Origin of the sequence: Reinekea blandensis MED297 (assembly GCF_000153185.1) — a bacterium.
Classification (GTDB): Bacteria; Pseudomonadota; Gammaproteobacteria; order Pseudomonadales; family Natronospirillaceae; genus Reinekea; species Reinekea blandensis.
Window position 1 is genome coordinate 562,855 of record NZ_CH724152.1, and the last position, 20,835, is coordinate 583,689.

21 protein-coding genes are annotated in these 20,835 nt (G+C 52.6%); 9 read left to right on the plus strand and 12 right to left on the minus strand.

Annotated features, from left to right (window positions below):
• From MED297_RS14185 to MED297_RS14195, 3 genes are all read left to right on the plus strand, one after another.
• On the plus strand, positions 1-797 hold a 797-nt coding region (locus tag MED297_RS14185), incomplete at its 5' end, for an ATP-binding protein (protein WP_008046067.1).
• 57 nt (positions 798-854) lie between these two features.
• Entirely contained in the window at positions 855-1,568 is a 714-nt protein-coding gene (locus MED297_RS14190; protein ID WP_008046070.1) for an SGNH/GDSL hydrolase family protein, read from the plus strand.
• Positions 1,569-1,941: 373 nt separating this feature from the next.
• Complete coding sequence (locus tag MED297_RS14195; protein ID WP_154650954.1) at positions 1,942-2,130, plus strand: hypothetical protein; 189 nt, start codon at positions 1,942-1,944, stop codon at positions 2,128-2,130.
• Positions 2,131-2,197: 67 nt separating this feature from the next.
• On the opposite strand, the gene MED297_RS14200 is transcribed toward MED297_RS14195, so the two are convergent.
• From MED297_RS14200 to MED297_RS14210, 3 genes are all read right to left on the minus strand, one after another.
• On the minus strand, positions 2,198-4,222 hold the full coding sequence (locus MED297_RS14200; protein WP_008046074.1) for a beta/gamma crystallin-related protein: 2,025 nt from the start codon (positions 4,220-4,222) through the stop codon (positions 2,198-2,200).
• Positions 4,223-4,532: 310 nt separating this feature from the next.
• Positions 4,533-5,237: a response regulator gene (locus MED297_RS14205; protein ID WP_008046076.1), complete on the minus strand. Its 705-nt coding sequence runs from the start codon at positions 5,235-5,237 to the stop codon at positions 4,533-4,535.
• On the minus strand, positions 5,234-6,856 hold the full coding sequence (locus MED297_RS14210; protein WP_008046077.1) for an ATP-binding protein: 1,623 nt from the start codon (positions 6,854-6,856) through the stop codon (positions 5,234-5,236). Before MED297_RS14210 ends, MED297_RS14205 begins: the two co-directional genes overlap by 4 nt.
• Positions 6,857-7,049: 193 nt before the next feature.
• On the opposite strand from MED297_RS14210, the gene MED297_RS14215 reads away from it, so the two are divergent.
• The 3 genes from MED297_RS14215 (at position 7,050) to MED297_RS14225 (ending at position 10,127) form a co-directional block, all read left to right on the plus strand.
• The gene (locus MED297_RS14215) at positions 7,050-8,033 is read left to right on the plus strand and encodes a tripartite tricarboxylate transporter substrate binding protein (RefSeq protein ID WP_008046079.1); all 984 of its coding nucleotides are present in this window, start codon (positions 7,050-7,052) and stop codon (positions 8,031-8,033) included.
• A gap of 84 nt (positions 8,034-8,117) precedes the next feature.
• Positions 8,118-8,600, plus strand: coding sequence for a tripartite tricarboxylate transporter TctB family protein (locus MED297_RS14220; protein WP_008046081.1), 483 nt, complete (start codon positions 8,118-8,120; stop codon positions 8,598-8,600).
• 3 nt (positions 8,601-8,603) lie between these two features.
• A complete protein-coding gene (locus MED297_RS14225; RefSeq protein ID WP_008046083.1) occupies positions 8,604-10,127 on the plus strand; it encodes a tripartite tricarboxylate transporter permease in 1,524 nt (507 codons plus the stop codon).
• Between the two features lie 65 nt (positions 10,128-10,192).
• Here MED297_RS14225 and MED297_RS14230 read toward each other — a convergent pair whose 3' ends face one another.
• Together MED297_RS14230 and MED297_RS14235 are read right to left on the minus strand one after the other, a co-directional pair.
• On the minus strand, positions 10,193-10,882 hold the full coding sequence (locus MED297_RS14230) for a response regulator (RefSeq protein ID WP_008046084.1): 690 nt from the start codon (positions 10,880-10,882) through the stop codon (positions 10,193-10,195).
• A complete protein-coding gene (locus MED297_RS14235; RefSeq protein ID WP_008046087.1) occupies positions 10,879-12,357 on the minus strand; it encodes an ATP-binding protein in 1,479 nt (492 codons plus the stop codon). Before MED297_RS14235 ends, MED297_RS14230 begins: the two co-directional genes overlap by 4 nt.
• 194 nt (positions 12,358-12,551) lie before the next feature.
• Between MED297_RS14235 and MED297_RS14240 the strand changes: the two genes are divergently transcribed.
• Together MED297_RS14240 and MED297_RS14245 are read left to right on the plus strand one after the other, a co-directional pair.
• Positions 12,552-12,980 (plus strand): hypothetical protein, encoded by a 429-nt coding sequence (locus MED297_RS14240; protein WP_008046088.1) that lies wholly within the window; start codon positions 12,552-12,554, stop codon positions 12,978-12,980.
• On the plus strand, positions 12,971-13,363 hold the full coding sequence (locus tag MED297_RS14245) for a hypothetical protein (RefSeq protein WP_008046090.1): 393 nt from the start codon (positions 12,971-12,973) through the stop codon (positions 13,361-13,363). The genes MED297_RS14240 and MED297_RS14245 overlap by 10 nt, the downstream gene beginning before the upstream one ends.
• A 39-nt stretch (positions 13,364-13,402) precedes the next feature.
• On the opposite strand, the gene MED297_RS14250 is transcribed toward MED297_RS14245, so the two are convergent.
• The 4 genes from MED297_RS14250 to MED297_RS14260 all read right to left on the minus strand — a co-directional run bounded on the left by MED297_RS14250 (position 13,403) and on the right by MED297_RS14260 (position 17,786).
• The gene (locus MED297_RS14250) at positions 13,403-15,934 is read right to left on the minus strand and encodes a cellulase family glycosylhydrolase (protein ID WP_008046092.1); all 2,532 of its coding nucleotides are present in this window, start codon (positions 15,932-15,934) and stop codon (positions 13,403-13,405) included.
• 200 nt (positions 15,935-16,134) lie between these two features.
• Positions 16,135-16,506: a cytochrome c oxidase assembly factor Coa1 family protein gene (locus tag MED297_RS14255; RefSeq protein WP_050762926.1), complete on the minus strand. Its 372-nt coding sequence runs from the start codon at positions 16,504-16,506 to the stop codon at positions 16,135-16,137.
• A gap of 93 nt (positions 16,507-16,599) precedes the next feature.
• Positions 16,600-16,881: a helix-turn-helix domain-containing protein gene (locus MED297_RS21440; RefSeq protein WP_008046097.1), complete on the minus strand. Its 282-nt coding sequence runs from the start codon at positions 16,879-16,881 to the stop codon at positions 16,600-16,602.
• 11 nt (positions 16,882-16,892) lie between these two features.
• Positions 16,893-17,786: a hypothetical protein gene (locus MED297_RS14260; protein ID WP_008046098.1), complete on the minus strand. Its 894-nt coding sequence runs from the start codon at positions 17,784-17,786 to the stop codon at positions 16,893-16,895.
• Positions 17,787-18,166: 380 nt separating this feature from the next.
• Here MED297_RS14260 and MED297_RS14265 point away from each other — a divergent pair, with 380 nt between their 5' ends.
• Entirely contained in the window at positions 18,167-18,673 is a 507-nt protein-coding gene (locus MED297_RS14265; RefSeq protein WP_008046099.1) for a DUF2569 domain-containing protein, read from the plus strand.
• A gap of 225 nt (positions 18,674-18,898) precedes the next feature.
• Here MED297_RS14265 and kdgR read toward each other — a convergent pair whose 3' ends face one another.
• From kdgR to MED297_RS14280, 3 genes are all read right to left on the minus strand, one after another.
• Positions 18,899-19,684 carry a DNA-binding transcriptional regulator KdgR gene (gene kdgR / locus MED297_RS14270; RefSeq protein WP_008046100.1) on the minus strand — a complete coding sequence of 262 codons (786 nt, stop codon included), beginning with the start codon at positions 19,682-19,684 and terminating at the stop codon, positions 18,899-18,901.
• Positions 19,685-19,832: 148 nt separating this feature from the next.
• Positions 19,833-20,474 (minus strand): RpiB/LacA/LacB family sugar-phosphate isomerase, encoded by a 642-nt coding sequence (locus tag MED297_RS14275; protein ID WP_008046101.1) that lies wholly within the window; start codon positions 20,472-20,474, stop codon positions 19,833-19,835.
• A 34-nt stretch (positions 20,475-20,508) separates the two neighbouring features.
• Positions 20,509-20,832: a cupin domain-containing protein gene (locus tag MED297_RS14280; protein WP_008046102.1), complete on the minus strand. Its 324-nt coding sequence runs from the start codon at positions 20,830-20,832 to the stop codon at positions 20,509-20,511.
• Positions 20,833-20,835 lie beyond the last annotated feature (3 nt).

Consider the following 20,835-nt stretch of genomic DNA (forward strand, 5'->3'; position numbering starts at 1 on the left):
GGGTACAAAAAAGTATCATTAACCGTAACTTTTCCATTTTTGCTGGAATTCATCGTGCATTAAAAGCCATGCATGAAGGCGATGAACTTCGGTTCCCAACCGAAGTGCCTGCGGAAGTTGCTGATTTAGTCTGGGAAATTGAGCAGACTCTGCAACGGTCGGCCAAGCAGTTACAGCGCAGTCGTACTGCCATTGGCAACCTGGCTCATGAGCTGAAGCGCCCGCTGCAAAACCTTCGCTGGCTATCTGAACATCATCATGGTGAGCATTCAGCAGAACTGAAACTTCTGTACGATCAACTCCAGACGCTGGTCATACGAGAGCTTCGTCGCGCGTCGATTTCAGGAACGCCAACGCCGGGCAAGCGGTTTCAGCCAAACGTCGACTTGCCTGTGTTGAAGACACTGCTAAATCGGCAACATTCCCGCAATGTCTCGTTGACGCTGAACGTTCCTGACGGGGCCATGCCTTATGATCGGGATGACATGTTAGAGTTGATTGGTAATTTGCTGGATAATGCCTGGCGTTTTGCTCATACCGATATCCGGTTATCCATTATTCAGTCATCTGATCAATGGATATTAACCGTTGAAGACGACGGTCCTGGTCTTGCCAAAGACGAGTATGATGTCCTCAGCCAACGAGGGGTGACGCGTGATGAGTCCGGGTCAGACCACCAGGGTTTAGGATTACACATATGCCAGGAAGTCGTGGCCAGTTACTCTGGACGGTGGTCTTTTCAACGCTCAACATTGGGAGGTCTGGCGGTACGTGTTGAGCTGCCTGTTCGGCAGTAGTTTGTGTTATCTGTTTTTGGATCTTTCGGAGTGTCGGTTAAACACAAGGAGCCAGTCATGTTATACCCCCTATCTCTCATTGTTTTAGCCCCCATTTTAATAGCCCAGGGAAAGTATGTACGGCGGGTTACGCCTCTCCTGCCGGAACCGGTCGGCCCACGGTTCGGACACTCGGGTCAAGGTGAATTGGTACGACTGTTGGTCATTGGCGACTCCGCGGCAGCAGGTGTTGGCGTCGAGCAGCAGGATCAGGCACTGTGCGGCCAGCTGGTGTCAACATTAGCAAAGACGCATGAGGTTGAATGGCTATTGGAGGCGAAAACCGCGAACACCTCCGCACAGGTGTTATCTACCCTGAAGAGCTTACCCCGTAAACCCTGGGACGTGGCGGTGGTGTCGGTCGGAGTGAATGACGTGACGTCAATGACCCGCAGTGATGTCTGGGAACAGAATCTCACCGAATTGGTTTCTATCCTGTGTCATGAGTTTTGCTGTCGACATGTTTATCTTTCCAGTGTGCCGCCCATGCATTTGTTTCCGGCACTGCCGAACCCACTGCGTTGGTGGTTAGGGCTGCGGGCAAAGCAGTTCAACATCATTATGGATCGGGTGGCCCAAAGTGATACGCGCTGTAAGTTTGTTCAGGTGCCTTATCGGGGTGACGAAGAAGAGATTGCCGCCGATGGTTTTCATCCGGGCGCGCTTGCCTACCAAGCATGGAGTGAGCATCTCGCGGAGAAGATTCGTCGGCTGGATGTAGCATCGCAGTAGTTAACAACCATTCTTGTTTTCCCAATCTTAGCAGGTCAAATACAACCGCTGGTGCTTTTAAGTCATAACACGAATGCGAGTAATTATCAGGCCGTTATCCCATTACCCATACCCCATTACGACATAAGAACGGGTGGGTTGTATTTAAGGACTTTAGGCACTTATTTACTGTGGTGATGTGACTAACATTAGGGTCAGTCATCACCAATGGATGGTTAATTTCGCCGCATCGGGTTTGTCGTTTTACTCCGGTTCGGAGCGGGTGAAGGCTGGCAACAGTGGACGGGTTTAACGACTGGAGTGAGCGCCAATGGAGCATTCGAGCTGAGATTTTATGAAAGGGTTCTTTGTCCTATCTCCGGATGAGGAAAGCATGATGAAATTCGTTAATTGGGTCATTTTAATTACCATTATCGTTTCGGCTTTAGGGCTGGCATTGGGTGTCGCCGTCCCTGAAACTCGAAATTATGTTGCATCCATTGGTATGACGTTCGCCGTGGTCGCGGGATTTATGATTTACTCCTATCAAGCCAAGGATGACAATAACGACCCGGAATCGTAAGCCTACGGGTTTAACAGGATAAGCCGCTGAACTCAGCGGCTTTTTTTGTGACTAAGAACGTTCAGAGTTACTCAAACCGATCCTTAAGTTTTTCACGCGAGACCCGGTGCCAGACAAACAGATCCTGGTTCTGATAGTGGTCGTGCTTTTCGCCTGAGCACATCACGTAGCCCTGTATCGGGTCGCAGTGTGGCGCACCGAATAAGTGGCCGGATTCATGAATCATCACGATCTGCTGTCGGTCGAGATCATTGCCGATGAAGCCGCTGATCTGTACGTTGATCCAACCGCAGGCAACACCGCCACCCCACTCAGGTGTCATGACGACCGCGTAGTCAAAACCATGGTGGTTGGTGTTGGTGCTGACTTTGCCGCCCCAGCGTTGAGCCAACCCCAAGGTTTTAGTGATATGCGCGGTCGCTTGCTCACAACCGCCTTCCGGATAATCGGGGTCAAAGTCGAAGCCCAGAACCGGTGCCGACAGATGCTTCATATCGAGCATCTCATCGAGCCCGCCTGCGTGATAGGTGTAGCTGTTGTTAAGGTCATTGAACAACTCACTTGGCCGGGTAAATACTTCAGTAACGTAGTCACCAGGCTGGCTCGTCCAGTTCAGTCGGGCGAAGTAATCATCGTCATAGGCAATGGCCGGGAACACAGCATTGGACGTTGCGACGGTAAAGGTTTTACCCTGATAGTTTGTATCCTCGCGAGTCACTTGATGCGGGTTGGAAATCACCACCCGATTAAGCTCATAATCCCCCGAGCCGATGGCGTAGCGTTTGCTGTTTCGCAGATCGGTAATAAACGGTCCCACCGCAATAGCAATGGTTTGTGTTTGCGCGCCGGTCAGTTTGACTTGGGTTGCCGGTAACTGCACATCCTGATAGTCATTAAAGCGTTGACTGGTCAGGTAGGGCGTCACGGTTATCCAGCCTTGTTGACCGGAGCTGTTGTTTAGCGTCGCCGACAGACGAAGGGTATCGCCTTTCTTCGGCGTTTGTCCTTCCAGATTGGTTGCGGCGATGCCTGTCACGTCCGGTGTCAGATCGCAACGGAGTCCCGCCTCGCAACCATAGTCAACTTTACGGACTTTGAAGGATGTCAGGTCGTTGTTGTAACCCAGATCAGTCAGGTTTTCGAGCGAGCCGCTGAGCTGGGTGGTTTGTCCTTTAAAATTAATGTCCTGATAGATGTCGATGACGTAGCCTTCGGAGACCGAAATGGAACTGACTTTATCATTCCAGAAAGTGGGCACATTGAACTCACCGGTACCGACACAGAGTTCACCGCCGCCGAATCCCGGCAGATCGTACAGGCAAGCCGCAGCCGATTTTAAGTCGCGGGTGACTTTAAGTGAGGTCGCATCATTGTTCCAATCATCGTCAGTTAAGCAGTCATCGTCGCTGGTGAACAGTTGGGCTTTACCGTTGTAATTGATGTGTTGAAACAACTCCAGCGCATAGCCCGGTTGTACACGAACAGATGAGATCGAATCGTTTGCCAGACCTAACACGGCAAGGTCGCGCATGTTGTAATCGGCGACACTCAAGCGGGCAACGCGGCCCTCGAAGTTGCACTGGTCGTAGACTTTGGCCACCCACGGTACTTCAGTGACTTTGAGTGAGGTTGCATCGTTGTCAAAGCTGACATCGGTTAAACAGCTGTTGTCCTCGGTCAGGTGGACACTGTTGCCTTTGAAGTCGATGTGCTGAAACAGATCGAGTTCGTAACCGGGCTGAACCCGGACGGAGGAAATGGTGTCGTTGCCGATACCAACGTTGCCCAAATCACCCATGTTGAAATCACCCAACGTCAGCTTTGCGGACGCGCCTTGATAGTCACAGCCTGCGAAGACTTCGACCATCCAATCCGGTTCAACAACGGCTTCGGCGACCGGTACGTCCTGAGCGGCTTGTGCTTCCAGTGCGGCATAATCGTTTTCGGCGATTTCGTTCGTGTTGCTCGACTCATCCGCCGGTGTTTCTATGCTGATGTCGTTGCAGGCGGATAGCTGCATGATCATCAGTAAGCTGCCGCAAGCCATGGCAAGCCTCGACGGTTTCAGGTTCAGTGGTGACGGTTTCTTCATGTTCAGGTACTCCCTACCTTTTTTATGTAAGCGTTTACATGATGGTATCCGGTTTCACCTCACCCATTTCGAAGCAGTTCACACCTTGGGCACTGTCTTTGTTCGAGTTAAATGTTTTGTGATCGGGCACGAAAAAACAGGGGCTTGCAGTGATTCATTTTGAATCAAAACAAGGTCAATGGTTTGGTCTTTTAAATCCAAAGAGTTGCGTCTTAAAAGCTCAGCGCATGAAGAGCGGGGAAATAAAAATGCTGTGAGGCAGAGAACCGCGGTTGATCATCGATAACTGTTAAGGACTGAACAGGTGCGTTCAGGCATTAATGCGATAGCGTCGTTCTGGTCGCCCGACGGTGCCGTAATTCACTTCGGCGCGCAGACGTTCCTGACCGACCAGATATTCCAGATAACGACGCGCCGTGGTGCGAGACGACCCGATGGCCTGGCCCACTTCTTCGGCGGTCAGTGCCTCGCCGCTTTGCATTTGTTGCTCGATGGTTTCCAGAGTCAGGGCGTCGATGCCTTTCGGTAATCGCGTTGGGGACTTCGATGCTTTACCGGTTTGTGAGTCACCGGGTGGGATGATCAGCGTATCCAATCCGCTTTGATCGAGGGTGTCGAGTTGTTCAAGCGTGGTCAGATGGCTGCGGAAACGTTCGATGGCATCGACGAGTCGTTGCAGCACTAACGGTTTTAAAATGAACTCAAAGACGCCCGCGTGTAATGCACTGCGCAGGGTATCAACTTCGTTGGCGGCGGTGATCAGAATCACATCAACATCGCGGTGATCGGCGCGCCACTGTCGTAACAGGTCGAGACCATTACCTTCAGGAAAATGCACGTCGAGCAGGGCGAGGTCGGGCTTGAAAATATCAACCAGATCGTCCGCTTCGGCCATCGAATGAGCAATGCCCACCAGTTCGATGCCGTCGATTTTCTCCAAAAACCGGCGCTGAATTTCGGCGACCTGAGGGTCGTCTTCAACGATGATGGTACGGATGGTTCTCAGGGCATTCATCGGTGATCCTGGCCTCGTTTCGGGATGTAACAGATAACGCGTGTACCGGTTGGCAGTACAGGCTCAAAGTGAATGGTGCCACCGCAATGGTCGATAATCGTCTGCACCAGATGCAGGCCCAGGCCATGATCACCATCGGCTTTACTGGTGAAGCCTTTTTGGAAAATCTGTTCGGCTTGCTCCGGCGGAATGCCGGGCCCCTGATCCTGAACTTCGATGATCAGGTCATGCCCCAGATCCGTCATACTGAGTTGCACCTCACCGCCTGCACCGCGCTCCTGACGCGTGGCTTCCAGCGCGTTATCGATCAGGTTGCCCAACAGCGAGACGAGTTGATCGGCGGACAGTGAGCCGGGTAGGTCCGACAGTTGACTGTCCGGATCGAAATTAAGCTTCAGCCCCATCTCTTTAGCGCGGCTGTGTTTACCCAGCAGGCAGCCGGCCACGACCGGGTTGTCGATATTGCGCACAATCAGTTCCAGCACTTTCTGTTGATCGACCGCTTCGGCGCCGATCAAACGCAGTGCATCCTCTTTGGCGTTCAGCTGAATCAAGCCGGCGATGGTGTGCAGTTTGTTGGAGTACTCGTGGGCCTGACTGCGCAGCGTATCCGCGTACTGCTCGATGCGGGTCAGCTGACGACTGACCAGATCGACTTCATTGCGCGGGCGGAAACTCGACACCGCGCCGACGATGACGTCGTTCTGCTTTAACGGAATCCGGTTCACAATCATTTGTGTTCCGTTTAGCCAAACTTCTTCATCCAGTTGAGCGTCGCCGGTTTGCATGATGTCTTCCAGTGCGGAGTCGGGCAGTACCGATTGAATGGGCTGCCCAAGGACACTGCTGCCTTCGGCGAGACCCACCATGCGAATGGCCTGCGGATTAAAAGTGGTAATCCGGCCTTCACGGTTGATCGCAATAATGCCTTCGCGGACGGACTCCAGTGTGGCTTCCTGTTCTTTGAAACTGCGGGCAATTTCATCCGGTTCGAGCCCGAAAATTTCCCGCTTCAGGCGTCGGGTGATGACCATGGCAATGCCCATGCTGAACAGCAGAATGCCACCGGAGACCGCCAACAGCCAGACGGCGTACCGGGCGATGAGCGTACGGATTTGGTTCAGAGAGTAACCGACGGAGACCACGCCGATGATGTCTTCACCGGTGCTGTCGTAGACCGGCGCCCTGGCACGCATGGATGGCCCCAGACTGCCTTCGGCTTTGTTCACGTAGGCGATGCCACGTATGAGCGCGGTCTGCCCTTGGTCACCTTCGTCATCAGCCATCGACTTACCCAGCCGTTCCGGGTTCGGGTGCGCCAAACGGATCATGCCGCGATCGCCGACCACAATGAACAGCGCATCGTTCTCGTCGGTCAGTCGTTCGGTCAGGGACGCCAACAAGGTCAGATCGCGCTGTTGAATGCCATCGATGATGGACGGCATTGCGGCTACGGTTTTGGCGACCACCAGAGCACGATGGCCGATCTCATCATCAAGCGAGCGACTGAGGTTGAACCAGGCGAAACCACCAATCAATACCGCCTGGGTGGTCGCCATGACCGCCATCGCCAGCATGAGTCGGGTGTTGAGTTTGAACTTCTGTGTTACGAACGGCACAAAAAACGGCTTATTTGGACTTATTGTTGTCCGGTCAGTATAGCAGTCACCGGTTTTTCCTGTCCGTGAACAATATGAACTTAATTCCCTTTATGGCGTTTAAAGCCATTTTTTGCCTTTTCTGTTCAGGGCCATGAGCGATTCATACAGTCAGCCTTGCAAATAACAACAACAGAACAAGAGGCATTTGCATATGTTTAAGCTCGATTTCCGTGCTGTCGCGATTGCGACCGCCGCCACCCTGTCACTCGGCCTGGCCACACAAACACTGGCCGATGATCACGCCATTGAGTCCATCCACTTTCTGATTCCCGGCGGTGCCGGCGGTGGTTGGGACGGTACGGCCCGTGGTACCGGTGAAGCCCTGACCGAATCTGGTCTAGTAGGCAAAGCCAGTTTCGAAAACATGTCCGGCGGTGGTGGTGGTAAAGCCATTGGCTATCTGATCGAAAATGCCGAGAGCAATAAAGACACGCTCATGGTCAACTCGACGCCGATCGTGATCCGCTCGCTGACTAAGGTGTTTCCGCAGAACTTTCGTGACTTGACGATGGTCGCCGGCACCATTGGTGACTACGCCGCGCTGGTGGTCGCGAATGACAGCCCGTACCAGGACTTCAGTGATCTGGTTGATGCCTTTGCAGACGACCCTCGCAGTGTCACGGTCGGTGGCGGATCCACTCCGGGGTCCATGGACCATCTGGTTCCGGCCATGGCGTTTGAAGCGGCAGGGCAAGAACCAACCGCGGTCCGTTACGTGCCTTACGATGCTGGTGGTCAGGCGATGGCCGCATTGCTCGCCGGTGAAATCCAGATTCTTTCAACCGGCTTTTCCGAAGCGATTGGTCTGGCTGATGCCGGTGAAGTACGCATCATTGCCGTCACCTCACCTGAGCGAGTGCCCGCTTACGAGTCGGCACCGACCTTGGTTGAGCAAGGCTATGACGTTACGTTCGTGAACTGGCGCGGGTTCTTCGGTGCGCCGGGCATGTCCGAAGAAAAACGTCAGCAATACATCGATGTGCTCGAAGCCATGTACGACACCCCGGAATGGGAAACCGTTCGTGCTCGCAATGGCTGGGTGAACATCTTCAATCCGGGTGATGAGTTCACCGCTTACCTGACCGAGCAGGAACAGATCATTGGTGATCTGATGCGTAAGCTGGGCTTCCTGTAACACCTCTTGGGGAAACCGGAAAATCGCTTTGTGCGGTCCTCCGGTTCACCCGTTTGTGACTGATTGTTTTTGTAAGGGGGTGTTATGACTCTTGAACGCTGGCTGTCATTGGCCTTTCTCGCTTTCTGTTTGGCGTACGGTTACGCCGCTTTTATTTCCATGGATGCCGCCTTGCCACCCTTTGCCAAGTTCAGCCCGGTGTGGCCGAGTTCGTTTCCGAAAATCCTGACGGTGATCGGTCTGATACTGGCGTTAGGACAATTAACGGTCTGGCACAAGAGTGAACCAGCCGGAGACATCGACCGACGTCAACTTGGCCAGTACGCCTGGAAAACCACCGCCATGATCATCGCCTTAATGGTGGCCTATGCCCTGTTATTGCGAACCCTGGGCTTCGTGTTTGCCACCGTGTCGTTTCTGGTGCTGTCGGCCATGGTGCTCGGTGAACGCAACTGGTTGAAGGTGGCCATCATTGCGGCCATCGGTGCGTTCGGCATCTGGTACCTGGTGGATCCGGTTCTGGGTATTTTTCTGCGGCCCTGGCCGTTTGTGTTTTACGGAGGGTAGGCCATGTTGGAAGGTATGCTTGCGGGGCTGACCACCATTCTGTCCCTGAAAATGATCATGATTGTGATTGGTGGCTGTCTGATCGGGACGTTTATCGGCATGTTGCCGGGGCTTGGCCCGATGTCGATTATCGCCATCATGATTCCGGTGGCCATTACCTTAGGTGACCCATCTGCGGCACTGATCCTGTTAGCGGGTGTTTACTATGGCGCAATATTCGGCGGCTCCACGTCGTCCATTTTAATCAACGCGCCGGGTGTTGCCGGTACGGTCGCGACCTCATTCGATGGTTACCCGATGGCACGTGATGGTAAAGCGGGCAAGGCATTGACCATTGCGGCGATTGCGTCCTTTACCGGAGGCACTATCGGTGCGGTGTTGCTGATGGGCTTTGCACCGGCGTTGGTGCAGGTGGCCCTGTTATTTCACTCTGCGGAGTACTTTGCACTGATGGTGTTGGGCTTGTCGGCCATTGCGGCGTTTGCCGGCCGAGGTCAGGTCAGTAAAGCCTTAATGATGACGTGCTTGGGGCTTATGCTCGCTACAGTTGGTGAGTCCTCACTGTTCCAGATGCCCCGCTTCACGATGGGCTTGATGGATCTGCAGTCGGGCATCGGGTTCATCACTCTGGCCATGGCGATGTTTGCCTTGCCTGAGGCTATCTTGCTGATTCTGGATAAGACACGGTCGAAAACGCCGGATCAGCAACAGAACGAAATCAGTCAACTGCGCATCACCAAAGACGAAGCCAAAACCATGGCACCGGTGGTCGGTCGTCAGTCCATTCAGGGGTTTCTGATTGGCGTTTTGCCGGGGGCGGGGGCCACCATTGCCTCGTTTCTCGGTTATGCGGTTGAGCGCAATATTTCCAGCCCCAAAGAGCAGGAAGAGTTTGGTAAGGGGTCGGTGAAAGGGTTGGCGGCACCGGAAACTGCCAATAACGCCGCCTGTACCGGTTCATTCGTTCCGCTGTTGACGTTGGGCATTCCCGGCAGCGGCACCACTGCCATTCTGTTGGGTGCGCTGGTGGCTTTAAACGTCACGCCAGGTCCTCGTTTGATGACCGATCAGCCGGAGATTTTCTGGGGTGTGATCATGTCGATGTACATTGGTAACGTCGTGCTGTTGATTCTCAACCTGCCGTTGATTCCGTATATCGCCAAGCTGCTGACAGTACCGCGCAATTATCTGATTCCGTTCATTCTGTTCTTCACCCTCATGGGTGTGTACATCGGACAGAACAATGCCACTGAGTTGTTGATTCTGGTCGGTCTTGGTGTTATGGCGACGGTGTTCCGTATCGGCGGCTATCCGCTCGCGCCGCTGTTGATCGGGTTTATTCTCGGGCCGATGCTGGAGAACAATTTCGCTCGCTCCATTCAGTTGTATGACGGCATCAGCTTTTTGTGGGAACGCCCGATGACCGGCGTGTTACTGATTCTGTCGTTGTTGTTGGTGTGTTTGCCATCGGTCCGAGGGTTACTTCAACGGCGTCGACAAACCAAAGCTGAAACCAAAACTGTTTAACCGAGTCTTTTGCAGGGTTCGGGATTGGGGAACTTCGGTTCCCTTTTTTTCGGATGTAATGTGGATCAGAGATCGCAAGAATCGTCATTCGGCTCGGCTTTGTATCCGGCACCGTAAACCGATTGAATGGTCAGATTGATAGGCTCCGCCGCCAGCTTTTTCCGGATCTTTTTAATATGACTGTCGATGGTCCGTTCAGAGACGATTCGATGGTCGCTGTAAATAATAGCCGCCAGCCGGCTGCGAGAAAAAATCTTACCCGGGTGCGAGACCAACGCTTTGAGCAGTTCAAACTCCACGACGGTCAGTTCAATCTGCGTCGACGCCGTGGATACGCTCAGCGTGTCTTCATTGAACTGTAGTGCCGACTGCGCGCGTTCATAGTAGGTGGGTTCCTGACGACGCAGCACAGCCCGCACCCGAGCGACGACTTCCCGTGCACTGAACGGTTTGCAGATATAGTCATCAGCACCCTGTTCCAGACCCAGCAAGCGATCAATCTCATCGACCTTGGCAGTCACCATGATGATCGGCACGTTGGAAAACTGCCGCACTTCCTGACAAATCGTATGGCCGTCTTTGACGGGTAACATCAGATCGAGAAGGATCAGATCCGGAGTGTTGTCGCGGATCCACTCGACAGCTTGCGTTCCGTCATCCAGACAGGTGACTTCGTAGCCAGCGGCGTTCAGGTAGTCGCGATGGATCGCGGCAATTTGAAACTCGTCTTCGATAACCAGTATGTGTTGTGTCATAGTCCGCTGGTGACTCGTTGCAGGTGAATGGTCCATTTCAGTCCGCCTAAAGTTGAGGGTTCGGCCAGCAACTGACCGTTGTGAGCGTCGACAATCGTTTGGACGATGGCGAGTCCGAGCCCTGAACCACCGACGGTTCGGGATCGGGAACTTTCCGCTCGGTAAAGTGGTTGGGTCAGTTTACTGAGATCGTCTTCCTGAACGCCGGGCGCACTGTCTTCCCAGATCAGAGTGACCTGACTTTTGGTCACACGGAGGCTTATTGAAATGGAGCCGGGCACGTCGGTATAGCGTAAGGAGTTCTGCATCAGGTTATTGATCAGCTGTGTCAGGCGTCGATCATCTCCCAGAACAAACACATCTAGATCTTGTGGTGGGTACCACGACAGCGTCAAACCCTCGGGCAAGGCCGTTTTCAGCTTAGCGAGTTCATCACCAACCAGTTCGACCAGATCAACATCGTCTTTTTGATAGTCCAGTGCGCCGACGTCAGACATGGACAACTGATGCAGGTCGTCGATCAATGCGTTCAGCCGATGAATGTCATGACTGAGATCATCCAGGTATGTCGGGGTGACCGGTCGAATGCCATCTTTGAGCGCGTCGATCTGGCCTTGCAGAATGGTGACTGGAGTGCGCAGTTCATGAGACGTACTGGCGATCCAGCGTCGGTGTGCTGTCCGGTTGGTGTCGAGCGTGTCTGCCAGCTCATTAAAATCATCCCCTAGGCTGTCCAATACGTCTTTGCCCCGAACCTCCAAGCGGTGGTCATAACGCCCGCGAACCAACGCAGACGTGCCTTGTTTCAGCCGGAAAATACGGCGGGTAATCCAGGTGGTCAACCCAAGAGCGAGCAGACTCGAGACGGCCAGAAGCCCGAGGGCAATTAACAATAAGCGACGGTTGTTGTGGTTATCCATGACCGCTTGCATGGCGATCAACAGTTCCGAGTCGGCACGAACGCCGATTTCACCGAGCGGTTGCCCGTCCTTTTCGATGGGAAAGCGGTAGATGGTATCAGGGCTTTGCATATTGCCGAGTACGGTGTTGCCATCCTGATCGAACAGCAGAATGTGCGGGTTCATACCATGGCGCATGCGGGTAAATGTCGACCTTGGCGGCGGTCTCTGGACTGTCGAGTCATCGTTCTGAGGTGGTGGGTTGTTAAACGGGGCATTGTCTGACGACGGTCGCGGTCGGTCGGGCCGGTTGGTGTCCCCCGGTCGGACGATATACTCAGCCATCAGTTCACGCCAGCGATCGTGCTCTGAGAGCACCCATTGCCAGGATTGCTCGGTTTGATAGATCTCGGCCAGGGCGGTTGCCAATGGAGTGAACCTCTGGGCTTCCTGTTCTTTCAAGTAGTTGCGAAACGCGATCTCGAAGGTCAGCGTAAACCCCCAGTACAAGAGCAGTGCAAAGGCGATGTTAGCCAAGACCAACACCGAGAACAGCTTTACCCACAGGCGTCTCATAATTCTCACTCATCAGATGTCGCGCGGAGTATACGATAAATGACCGATCATTTTATTGGTCCGTTCGGGTTTCACGTTGTTTGCACATTTCGAGCGGAACTGTGAAACAAATGTGCATGTTGGTCGGCAAGGGTGGTGTTAGGGCCGCGTTCACGCAGAATACTGAGCCAAAGCCATCAAGGATGTACCCGCCAATGAAACTCATCATTATCAAGACCGAATCACCCACCGTCTGTCGAGCGTTTGCAGACCGGCTGGCTCTGGCCGGTTTTCATCGCCTGGATCGGCTCAGTCAGGTTCGAATGTTTCGACAGTTAAGCGAGATTGAGGATGGTCGTGGCGAGCCGATTGCTATACAACGCTTGAATCTGTTTGAGCAAGTGAGCGCGGGGCGATGGGCCATTCTCAGTTCACATAACCCCTCTGCTTATGGCGGTTGTATCGACCAGCCAGGGACCATGTCTGTTGAAGTGATCAGTGCGGAGCATCTGAAGTCTGCCAGCGTACTGGCGCGCATCCATTCTCTTGCGGATGAGCAGGAGCGACAGTTACGCCAGTTCCCGATCATTCGGTGGTTGTCTTCATGGTTTTCTCGAGGAAAAAGGAGTTGGGCATGGAATTGATGTTGGTCGATGACGAGGGGTCTTGTGTATTGGATGACGGTATTCGCTTTCGTTTGCAGGCGTCTGGTTATGTGTTTCTGGATCCGGATCAATATGTGCGTACCGACCTGCATACGGCAGCCCTGACGTTTGATGACATATATCGTGCCAAGCAATGGTGTCTAATGGATGCGTTGCAAACGGTTCAGGCGGGGATGGCCGTTGTTATGAACCGGGATTTTCTTGCGGATTTTGATATTGCGCGCTTTTATGCCATTGGCTGTCGCGTCACGACAGTAAGAGCGAATCGGGTGGTGCGGTTTTTACGGTCAAACCGGACGCCCCGCCAAAAGGAGGAGCGTCAAGTCAATGGACGTTACCTGAGAGCTGCAAGCGGAAGGTGATACCATCCGCAAGACCGGCTAGGGATGTTTTTCGGTGTCTCAGGGGACTACGGAACGGGTCAGATCCAGCCAGTTCAGGTTCCAGCTGCCACCCAGTACCTGAATCCTTAGTGTCTGTACGCCCGCCGCCAACCCGACCGTGCCGGTGATGGTTTGCCAGTTCTGCCAATCGCCGGTATCGGGGACCGATTGCGTATCCAGAACGGTGCCATTTACCATGATCTGAAACGCCTGATCACCGCTGCTGCCTCCGCCGCTGGCGACTCGGTACGCGATGTCATAGGTGCCGGCTTCGGCAACGTCGATGCTGTATTCAAGAAAGTCGTCCGGATCCATATAACCGACATTCTCACCACCGCCAATATCACTGCAGGTTTCAATCTGAATGCCAAGCATGTTGGACATGTCTTCCGCTTCGATTAAACCCGGCACCGGAATCGTCTTGAGCGCGGTATGCACCACGTCGCTGGCGAAGCTCTCGTCCTGTTCGTTCATAGCGTGGACACGGTAATAGTAGGTTTGTGTCGCGGACACATTGGTGTCGACATACACCAGCGCATCGAGATTGGTCGCGATCGGCTGATATCCCGACGCCAGACTGGTGGAGCGATAAACGTTATAGCCGGTGGTTTTTTCCGGGGTGGCACTGGCGTCCCAGGTGAGCGTGACCTGATCTGCGGTTTCCTGTAGCGCGACATTCAATGGCCGATCGGGCAGATCAAACAATGCCGAGCGCTGGTCCGCAGTCATGGCGTCACGCAAAGGTTCGTGGATGTCATAAGCCATGTCGCCAAAGGCGTTAAACAAGGTTTCGATGGTCTCTTTTGACGCGGTGTTGAAGTCGATCGCGGCAAAGGGACCTTCAACCAATACATCGATTCCGTTTACCGGCTGAGCTTCTACGAGATAAAACTCAGCCCAGGTATCCTGGCTGTCATTGCGTTTAAAGGTACCGGCAAGTCGGTAAGTCGCTGAAGCGTCCAGCGAAATGCGCTGATAGATACCACCGTTCACATCCGAGCCGGTCATGTGCAGTGCGGTGCCATCGGAACCGGCCGGCAGTTTGGCCGGATCGGTTGCGGCAAAGTTCAGGGTCGGCAAGGTTGAGGCGGCCCAGGATGTCCAGCCGGTGCTGCTACCAAACTCGCCGTTGATGAGCAGTTCCTCCCCGGTATCGACGTTTTTAATGCTGAGCCCATCGACCGTCACGTCCAACGCACCGGTGTTGGCAGAGGCGCCAAACTTGACGACAAAGTAGTAATCATTAATCCCACTGCGATCGGGCGTGAACTCGGTTGCGGGCGTGGTACAGGCATTGGCAAGGGTCGAGTCCCAGGCGTTGCAGTCCGCTGTCCAGGTGTCGGCTTTTGCTAGCAGTCCCAGGGTTTCTTTGTTGGTGACCATTCCCCAGCGTCCGGAACCCTGGCCGCCTTCATTGGTAATCAACTTATACGACCAGGCGGTGCTGGCCCAACCCAGATCGCCGTAATGGTCGTAGGTGGCTTGGGTAATCTCGGCCCCCAGTTCGAGACCCAAACCGGTCCAGGGTTGCATTTCACCCACCAGGAAGGGGACGTTTTTCTCCTGCAAACGAGCGTCCCATTCGCAGATGCCGCCGTTGCCATCGACACCACATTTCAGCCAATCCCGATGCACGGCGTAGCCGATCTCGCCCCAGCCAAAAATGCCCGGATAGAAATGCATTTCCAGAGCGACGTTGGTCAGGCCGATGTCCTCGGGTTTTTCATAAGCATCAATGCCGGCGGAGTGACCCGGTAAAATAACAACTTTGTCAGCATCGACGTCGCGAATGGCGTCGTAGAGTTCGATCGACTCAGTTGCAAGGTTGGCTGGAGTGGTCCCCCAGGGCTCGTTGAGGACCCCATAGGCGGCAACAGCCGAACGGTCTCGATACCGCGTCGCAATCTGCTGCCACAACCAGCGGGTTCGCGCCTGGTACTCTTCGTTATCCCAGTATTCGTTGAGTCCGGCGCAGCCACTGTGATGCTCCCAGCCCTGAGCGCCGACAGCTCCATGCAGATCCAGAATGACATAGATGTCTCGTTTCTCCGCTTCGTCGATGGCGTAATCCAGATATTGCCAGGCATCGTCGCGCAGCGTCATAGGGTTGTGTTCGTCTTCAATGAGGTTCCAGATAAACGGCAGGCGAACAACGTTGATGCCAAAGCTGTCTAACAGATCCCAATCCCGATCCGTGATCCAGTTGTCCCGGAACTGATCCATCAGTCGTTCACGTTCCGCAAACCCGAAGCGATCATCCAGCACGGCTTCCAGAGAACACTGATCGCCGATCTGATCCGTTTCCTGACCCATCATCCAGAACTCCTGCAGCAACCAGTTGCCGAGGTTGACGCCTTTCAGCACGACAGGCTGGTTGTGGTTATCGACCCACTGAGTGCCTTGGGTATGAAGCGGGGCGAGAGTCGAGGGTTGCCCCGGGTCCGGATTATTGCCTTCGTCCTGGCAGCCAATGAACGTTGCGGCGACGGTCAAAATTGCCGGAAGTCCGACCGACTTCCAGCGAGACCATTTTTGAAAAGTCTTGTTCAATGCGTATCTCCTGTTTTTATTGTGATCGTCAAACAGGCGCAGTGTCGGCACTTTTACGAGGGTGTGTCGTTCGTTTACCGGCAAACGAACGCCAAACCCGATGATTTTCGACTCGGTGGGTTAGAAATGTGAAACGATTGGCAAATCAGCTGTGCCGTCTAAAGGGGTCTCTTAAGAGGAGTGAGCATCGTTAACAGGCCCTAGTGGAAGGTCTGAACCATGGCTTGACCGTCGGTTGGCGTCACGATCACTTCATCCAGCTGCCACTCATTCAGGTGCTTTGATGCTTTGACATGCACAGTCGCTTTCGACACGTCTCCTCGGATGGCGTAATAAATGTCGGAGTGGCCTGCTGTACCGCTGTTTGTAATCGATCCTAAGACAGGCCAACCCGGTTCGATGGATTGACCGATCATTTCAGCGACTTGGGTGTTTTCTTTAATATACTGCAGTGACAACTCATAGGGCTCACCCTTTAATAAGGTAATGACCCACAACGAGAATCCCGTTGAGAAAACAGCAACGAATATTATGCCAGGTACAATGAGTTTCCAGGGTGAGTCTTGCTTCATGTGGTTCCGAACTTCCTGTGTATTTGAATGATTAAATCAGACCGAGTGTCTGCCGTTTTAACCAATGCCGTATAGGCTGTGAGTCGTTAACGGCTATGCCGTTTTAGTGACGGTGACCGGAATCGAGAGCCGTCGATACTGACTGGGAGTCATGTCGTGAGTTTTCTTAAACAGAGTATTAAACACCGACTTACTGTTAAACCCGGACGCCAGATACACCTCGGTGATGGATTCGGTTTGATGCGCCGGATCAATCAGCCTGTCGGTGGCCTCCTGAATACGATAACTGTTCACGAACTCGTAGAAGTTTTTACCGAAGTGCCGGTTAATCAATGTTGAAAACTCTTTCGTGCCATAGTCAAAGGCGTTTGCCAAGGTGTCGAGTTTTAAATCGGGATCGGTGAACAGTTTTGAGTGCGCATCCTACCGTCGATGTCGGCGATAATGCCAGGGTCGGATTCAAACGCAGGAAGTGCCGCCTTTTCATGTTGAGTACTGGCTTCATTCACGGTTTCAAAACCGGAGAAGTAACGCACGCCGATGAATACCCACAGACTCATCAGCGCAAAGTTGAGGTAATAACCGGTCAGGCCTAATTGAACAAAGAGCTTGAAGTCCATCGGGTGAGACAGGTTGCGAACCTTAGCCACACTGAGCAGCCACTCCATGACCGAAACGCAGGTAAAGGCGATCACCAAACCCCAAAGCCACTTCAAATCGCGTTGATTCAGCTGAGAAAAGCTTTGCAGTCGTGCCTGTCGATAGCGATACAATACCCACAAGCCAAGCAGGCCATACACGACTCGCAATGCGCGCCCGAGAAAATCAGCATACACATAGCCGGTATCGTAGACGTACCGTTCGCTTTTGATCAGAAACATGCGCACTGGCGTCGATTCACTGTAAAAGGTAACGATGAGAAAGACGACAAATGCGCCGGCTGGAATCAGATGCCACAGCTGCATCGGATGAAAGCGAAAATCCTTAAAGACCAGACTGCGTAAACACAGGTACAGTAACGCTCCTTCAAGAAAATAGGCAGTGGCACCGATAAAATAGAGTTGTGGCCAATGCTCGCGAACATAGAGTTTGAACTGTCCTCCCCACAGAATGAGCTCATGAAGAGGTATGCTGGCGTGCACGGCCAGGAAGGCTGCCAGCATAAAAACGCCACGGCTTCGGGCTTCGTTGGTTATCGCAAGGATCAGGGCAAAAAACAGACATTGCATAGTCGTCATCAACAGGATGACGTCATGAAAGTTAAAGAGTATTTGCCCCATGACGTGATTCCTTTTCTGCGTTAACACACGGTGGCTTAGGCCAGAATTCCATTTGAGAAGAACCTTACAACAAAATGCAAAAGAATGAGAACAGTAACTGTTCTGAGCGCCGCTGCATTTATCGGGTTGTTTGTGTCGCTTTTTACATAATGACCGTCATCGTTCTAACCGATCTATATCAAGAAAACGAGAAAAAGTGAGCTGTTTAGAAAACAAACATTAAATTTCTGTAGTAATCAATTTGAATACATTGATAGGATGTTACCGCATAACGCAAAGGATGCTTGCTTGATTACCGTAACGACACAAATGCCGCCAGAAACTCGGTCGCGATTGAATCGGTTGGGCAATAAAAAATCTCAATAAAAAAGGATGCACAGATGAATGAACGCAATGATCTGCAAGGATTGGGTGGTTGGCTGATATTGATCGGTATTGGTGTGGTGATTGGACCGTTTCGTACTTTGTTTACCTTTGGTCCTATCTATTACGGCATATTCACCGATGGCACCTTTGGATTGTTAACGAGTCAGTGGTCGGAGTTTTATCATCCGCTCTGGGCCCCGGTTCTCATTGGAGAAACCCTATATAACTCATTGATGTTGATCGTTTCGGTGGTGATGATTTATCTGTTCTTCACCAAACACTATCTGTTTCCAAAGGTATATATCGCTGTTGTTGTCGTGTCTTTGGTTTTTATTCCACTGGATTCGTGGCTGCTGTCCTTTATCTTGCCAGGCGAACCCATGTTTGGTCCGGAGGCGTTGGGGGAGTTTGCTCGCACGCTGGTGGTTGCATTGATCTGGATTCCTTACATGCTCATCTCAAAAAGAGTCAAAGCGACGTTTGTGGAAAAGATGCCTCAAAAACCCATGAGTTTTGAGTAGATCAAACTGAGACAACCGATCGAAGGTGATTCTACAAGCGGCTGTTTGTTTTCATGAATCAGCTTTATATCGTGCAAGGGTAGAGCACTGGTCGTTTCGGTCAGTTCAGCACAGCAGGAATGTCAGGTGGGTTCTTGACCATACAGGGTCACGATTTCTGAAGAGGGAGGTTATTGCCCGGGCATGAAAGGAAAGGGTTCGCGTGTTAGGCGAACCCCGTTGGCCTTAGTCTTCTGAATGGAAACCCAGGTCTTCCGAAACAGCCAGTGACTTCTGCTTCAACAGCTCAATATAGTGCGCTTTCTTTTCTTCCGTATGGCGCAGTGTCGGATAAGAAATACTCATGCCGGCGATCACCCGTCCAAAGCGGTCAAAAATCGGGGTGGCGATGCAGCGCAGCCCGGTTTCCTGTTCCTCAACGTCTTCGCCAAAACCCTGTTCGCGGACGATGTCGAGCTCTTTGATCAGCGAGTCCACATCGTTATGGGTGTTTTCGGTATGCGGTAAAAACTCAGTGTCTTTCAGCAGCTCACGAACGTCCTGTTCGGTTCGGTCGGCCAGTAATACCTTACCGATTGCGGTACTGTACAGCGGGTTGCGACCGCCTACTTTCGACTGCATGCGCAGGTTGTATTGCGAGTCTACCTTGTGCACATAAACAATGTGGTCTTCATCAATGGTGCCCAGGTGAAGGGCTTCTTTTGATTCTTCACCGATCTCGCGCATAACCCGGTCGGCACTGCCGATCAGGTCAACATATTCCAGGGCTTTGGCACTGAGTTCATAGAGTTTAAGCGAGAGCGAGTATTTGTCGGTTTCGCCTTCCTGATGCACATATCCGAGCATTTTCATGGTCTGCAGGAATCGATAAACGGTGCTTTTGGATGTCATCAGTTTGCCCGACAGTTCGGTCACACCGATGGATTGATGTTCCGCCAGTTCAGACAAAATACTGAAGACTTTCATGACGGAGGAAACGGGTTCTACCTGAGTGTTTTTTGTCGTGTCCATAATTGTTTTATAAATAGTGTAATTGTGTTTCAAAAATTATAAAACTATGTCGAAAGAAATGCTATGTCTGTCGAAAACAATTATGAAACAAGTGGTTAATCGTTTAAGTCAGGGGTGGCCAAAACCGGTTTGGGCACCCCTGAACACGTTAGGCGTCGAGAACCGAACGCACGTAGTTGGTGATCTCGTCGACCTGACTGTTTTCAAAAAAACAGGCCTGAAAACGCTCGCCTGACACGGCGGTTTTGACCAGCTCGGGGTCAATCGCGCGTAAGGTATCAAGATAGTTATCTTTCAGCACGGCCGCTTTGACATCATTCAGAATGGCAGCGTTACGCACCTGCGGTTCACGGCGCTCAATCGGATAGCCCTGGCCACGTTCACCGGTCAGTGCTTTTTCGAAAATGTAGCGCACATTCAGTTCTGCGCCCCAGCCATAGCCTTTGGCAAACGCCAGTGCCAGTGCATTGCCGTTATTGATCTGATTGAACAGGAAGGCATCGGACGGTTCCAGACAATAGCCACAGACCACGCCAGGATGCGCGTTCAGTGACATCATAGCGCCCTGGCCCGTACCACAACCGGCGAATACAAAGTCCACAGCTTTTGAGTTCAACAACAGGCTGGCCATGATGCCCAGATGGATGTAAGTCAGGTGATGGTCGTTTTCGCCATCCATGCCGACGTTAAACAGGGTGTGCCCCATTGGTTCAGCAACCGTTTTAAGTTCGTTCAACACAGTCGGGTTTTTCGCCGCCTGGCTGTTTTCCATCATAAGCGCGATTTTCATAATAATCTCCGTAAGTGATTCGTGATCGGGTGGCTCAGTCTAAAAAGTCTTTGCGCATAGGGGTGAAGTTATCCAACAGCACGCCGGGCTCAACGCAAACACAGCCATGCATGACATTCGGTTTTTTATACAGGGTATCACCGGCCTTAACGCGCTTGGTTTCGTCACCGATGGTGAAGTCAAACTCGCCTGACAGCACATAGGTCAGTTGCTCGTGCGGGTGGCTGTGCATCGGGCCCACTGCGCCTTTGTCGAAATGGACTTCGACGGTCATGATGTTGTCGCTGTACGCCATGATCTTTCGGGAAACCCCATCGCCAAGATCTTCCAGTGGAACATCTGAATTGTAAATAAACATTGG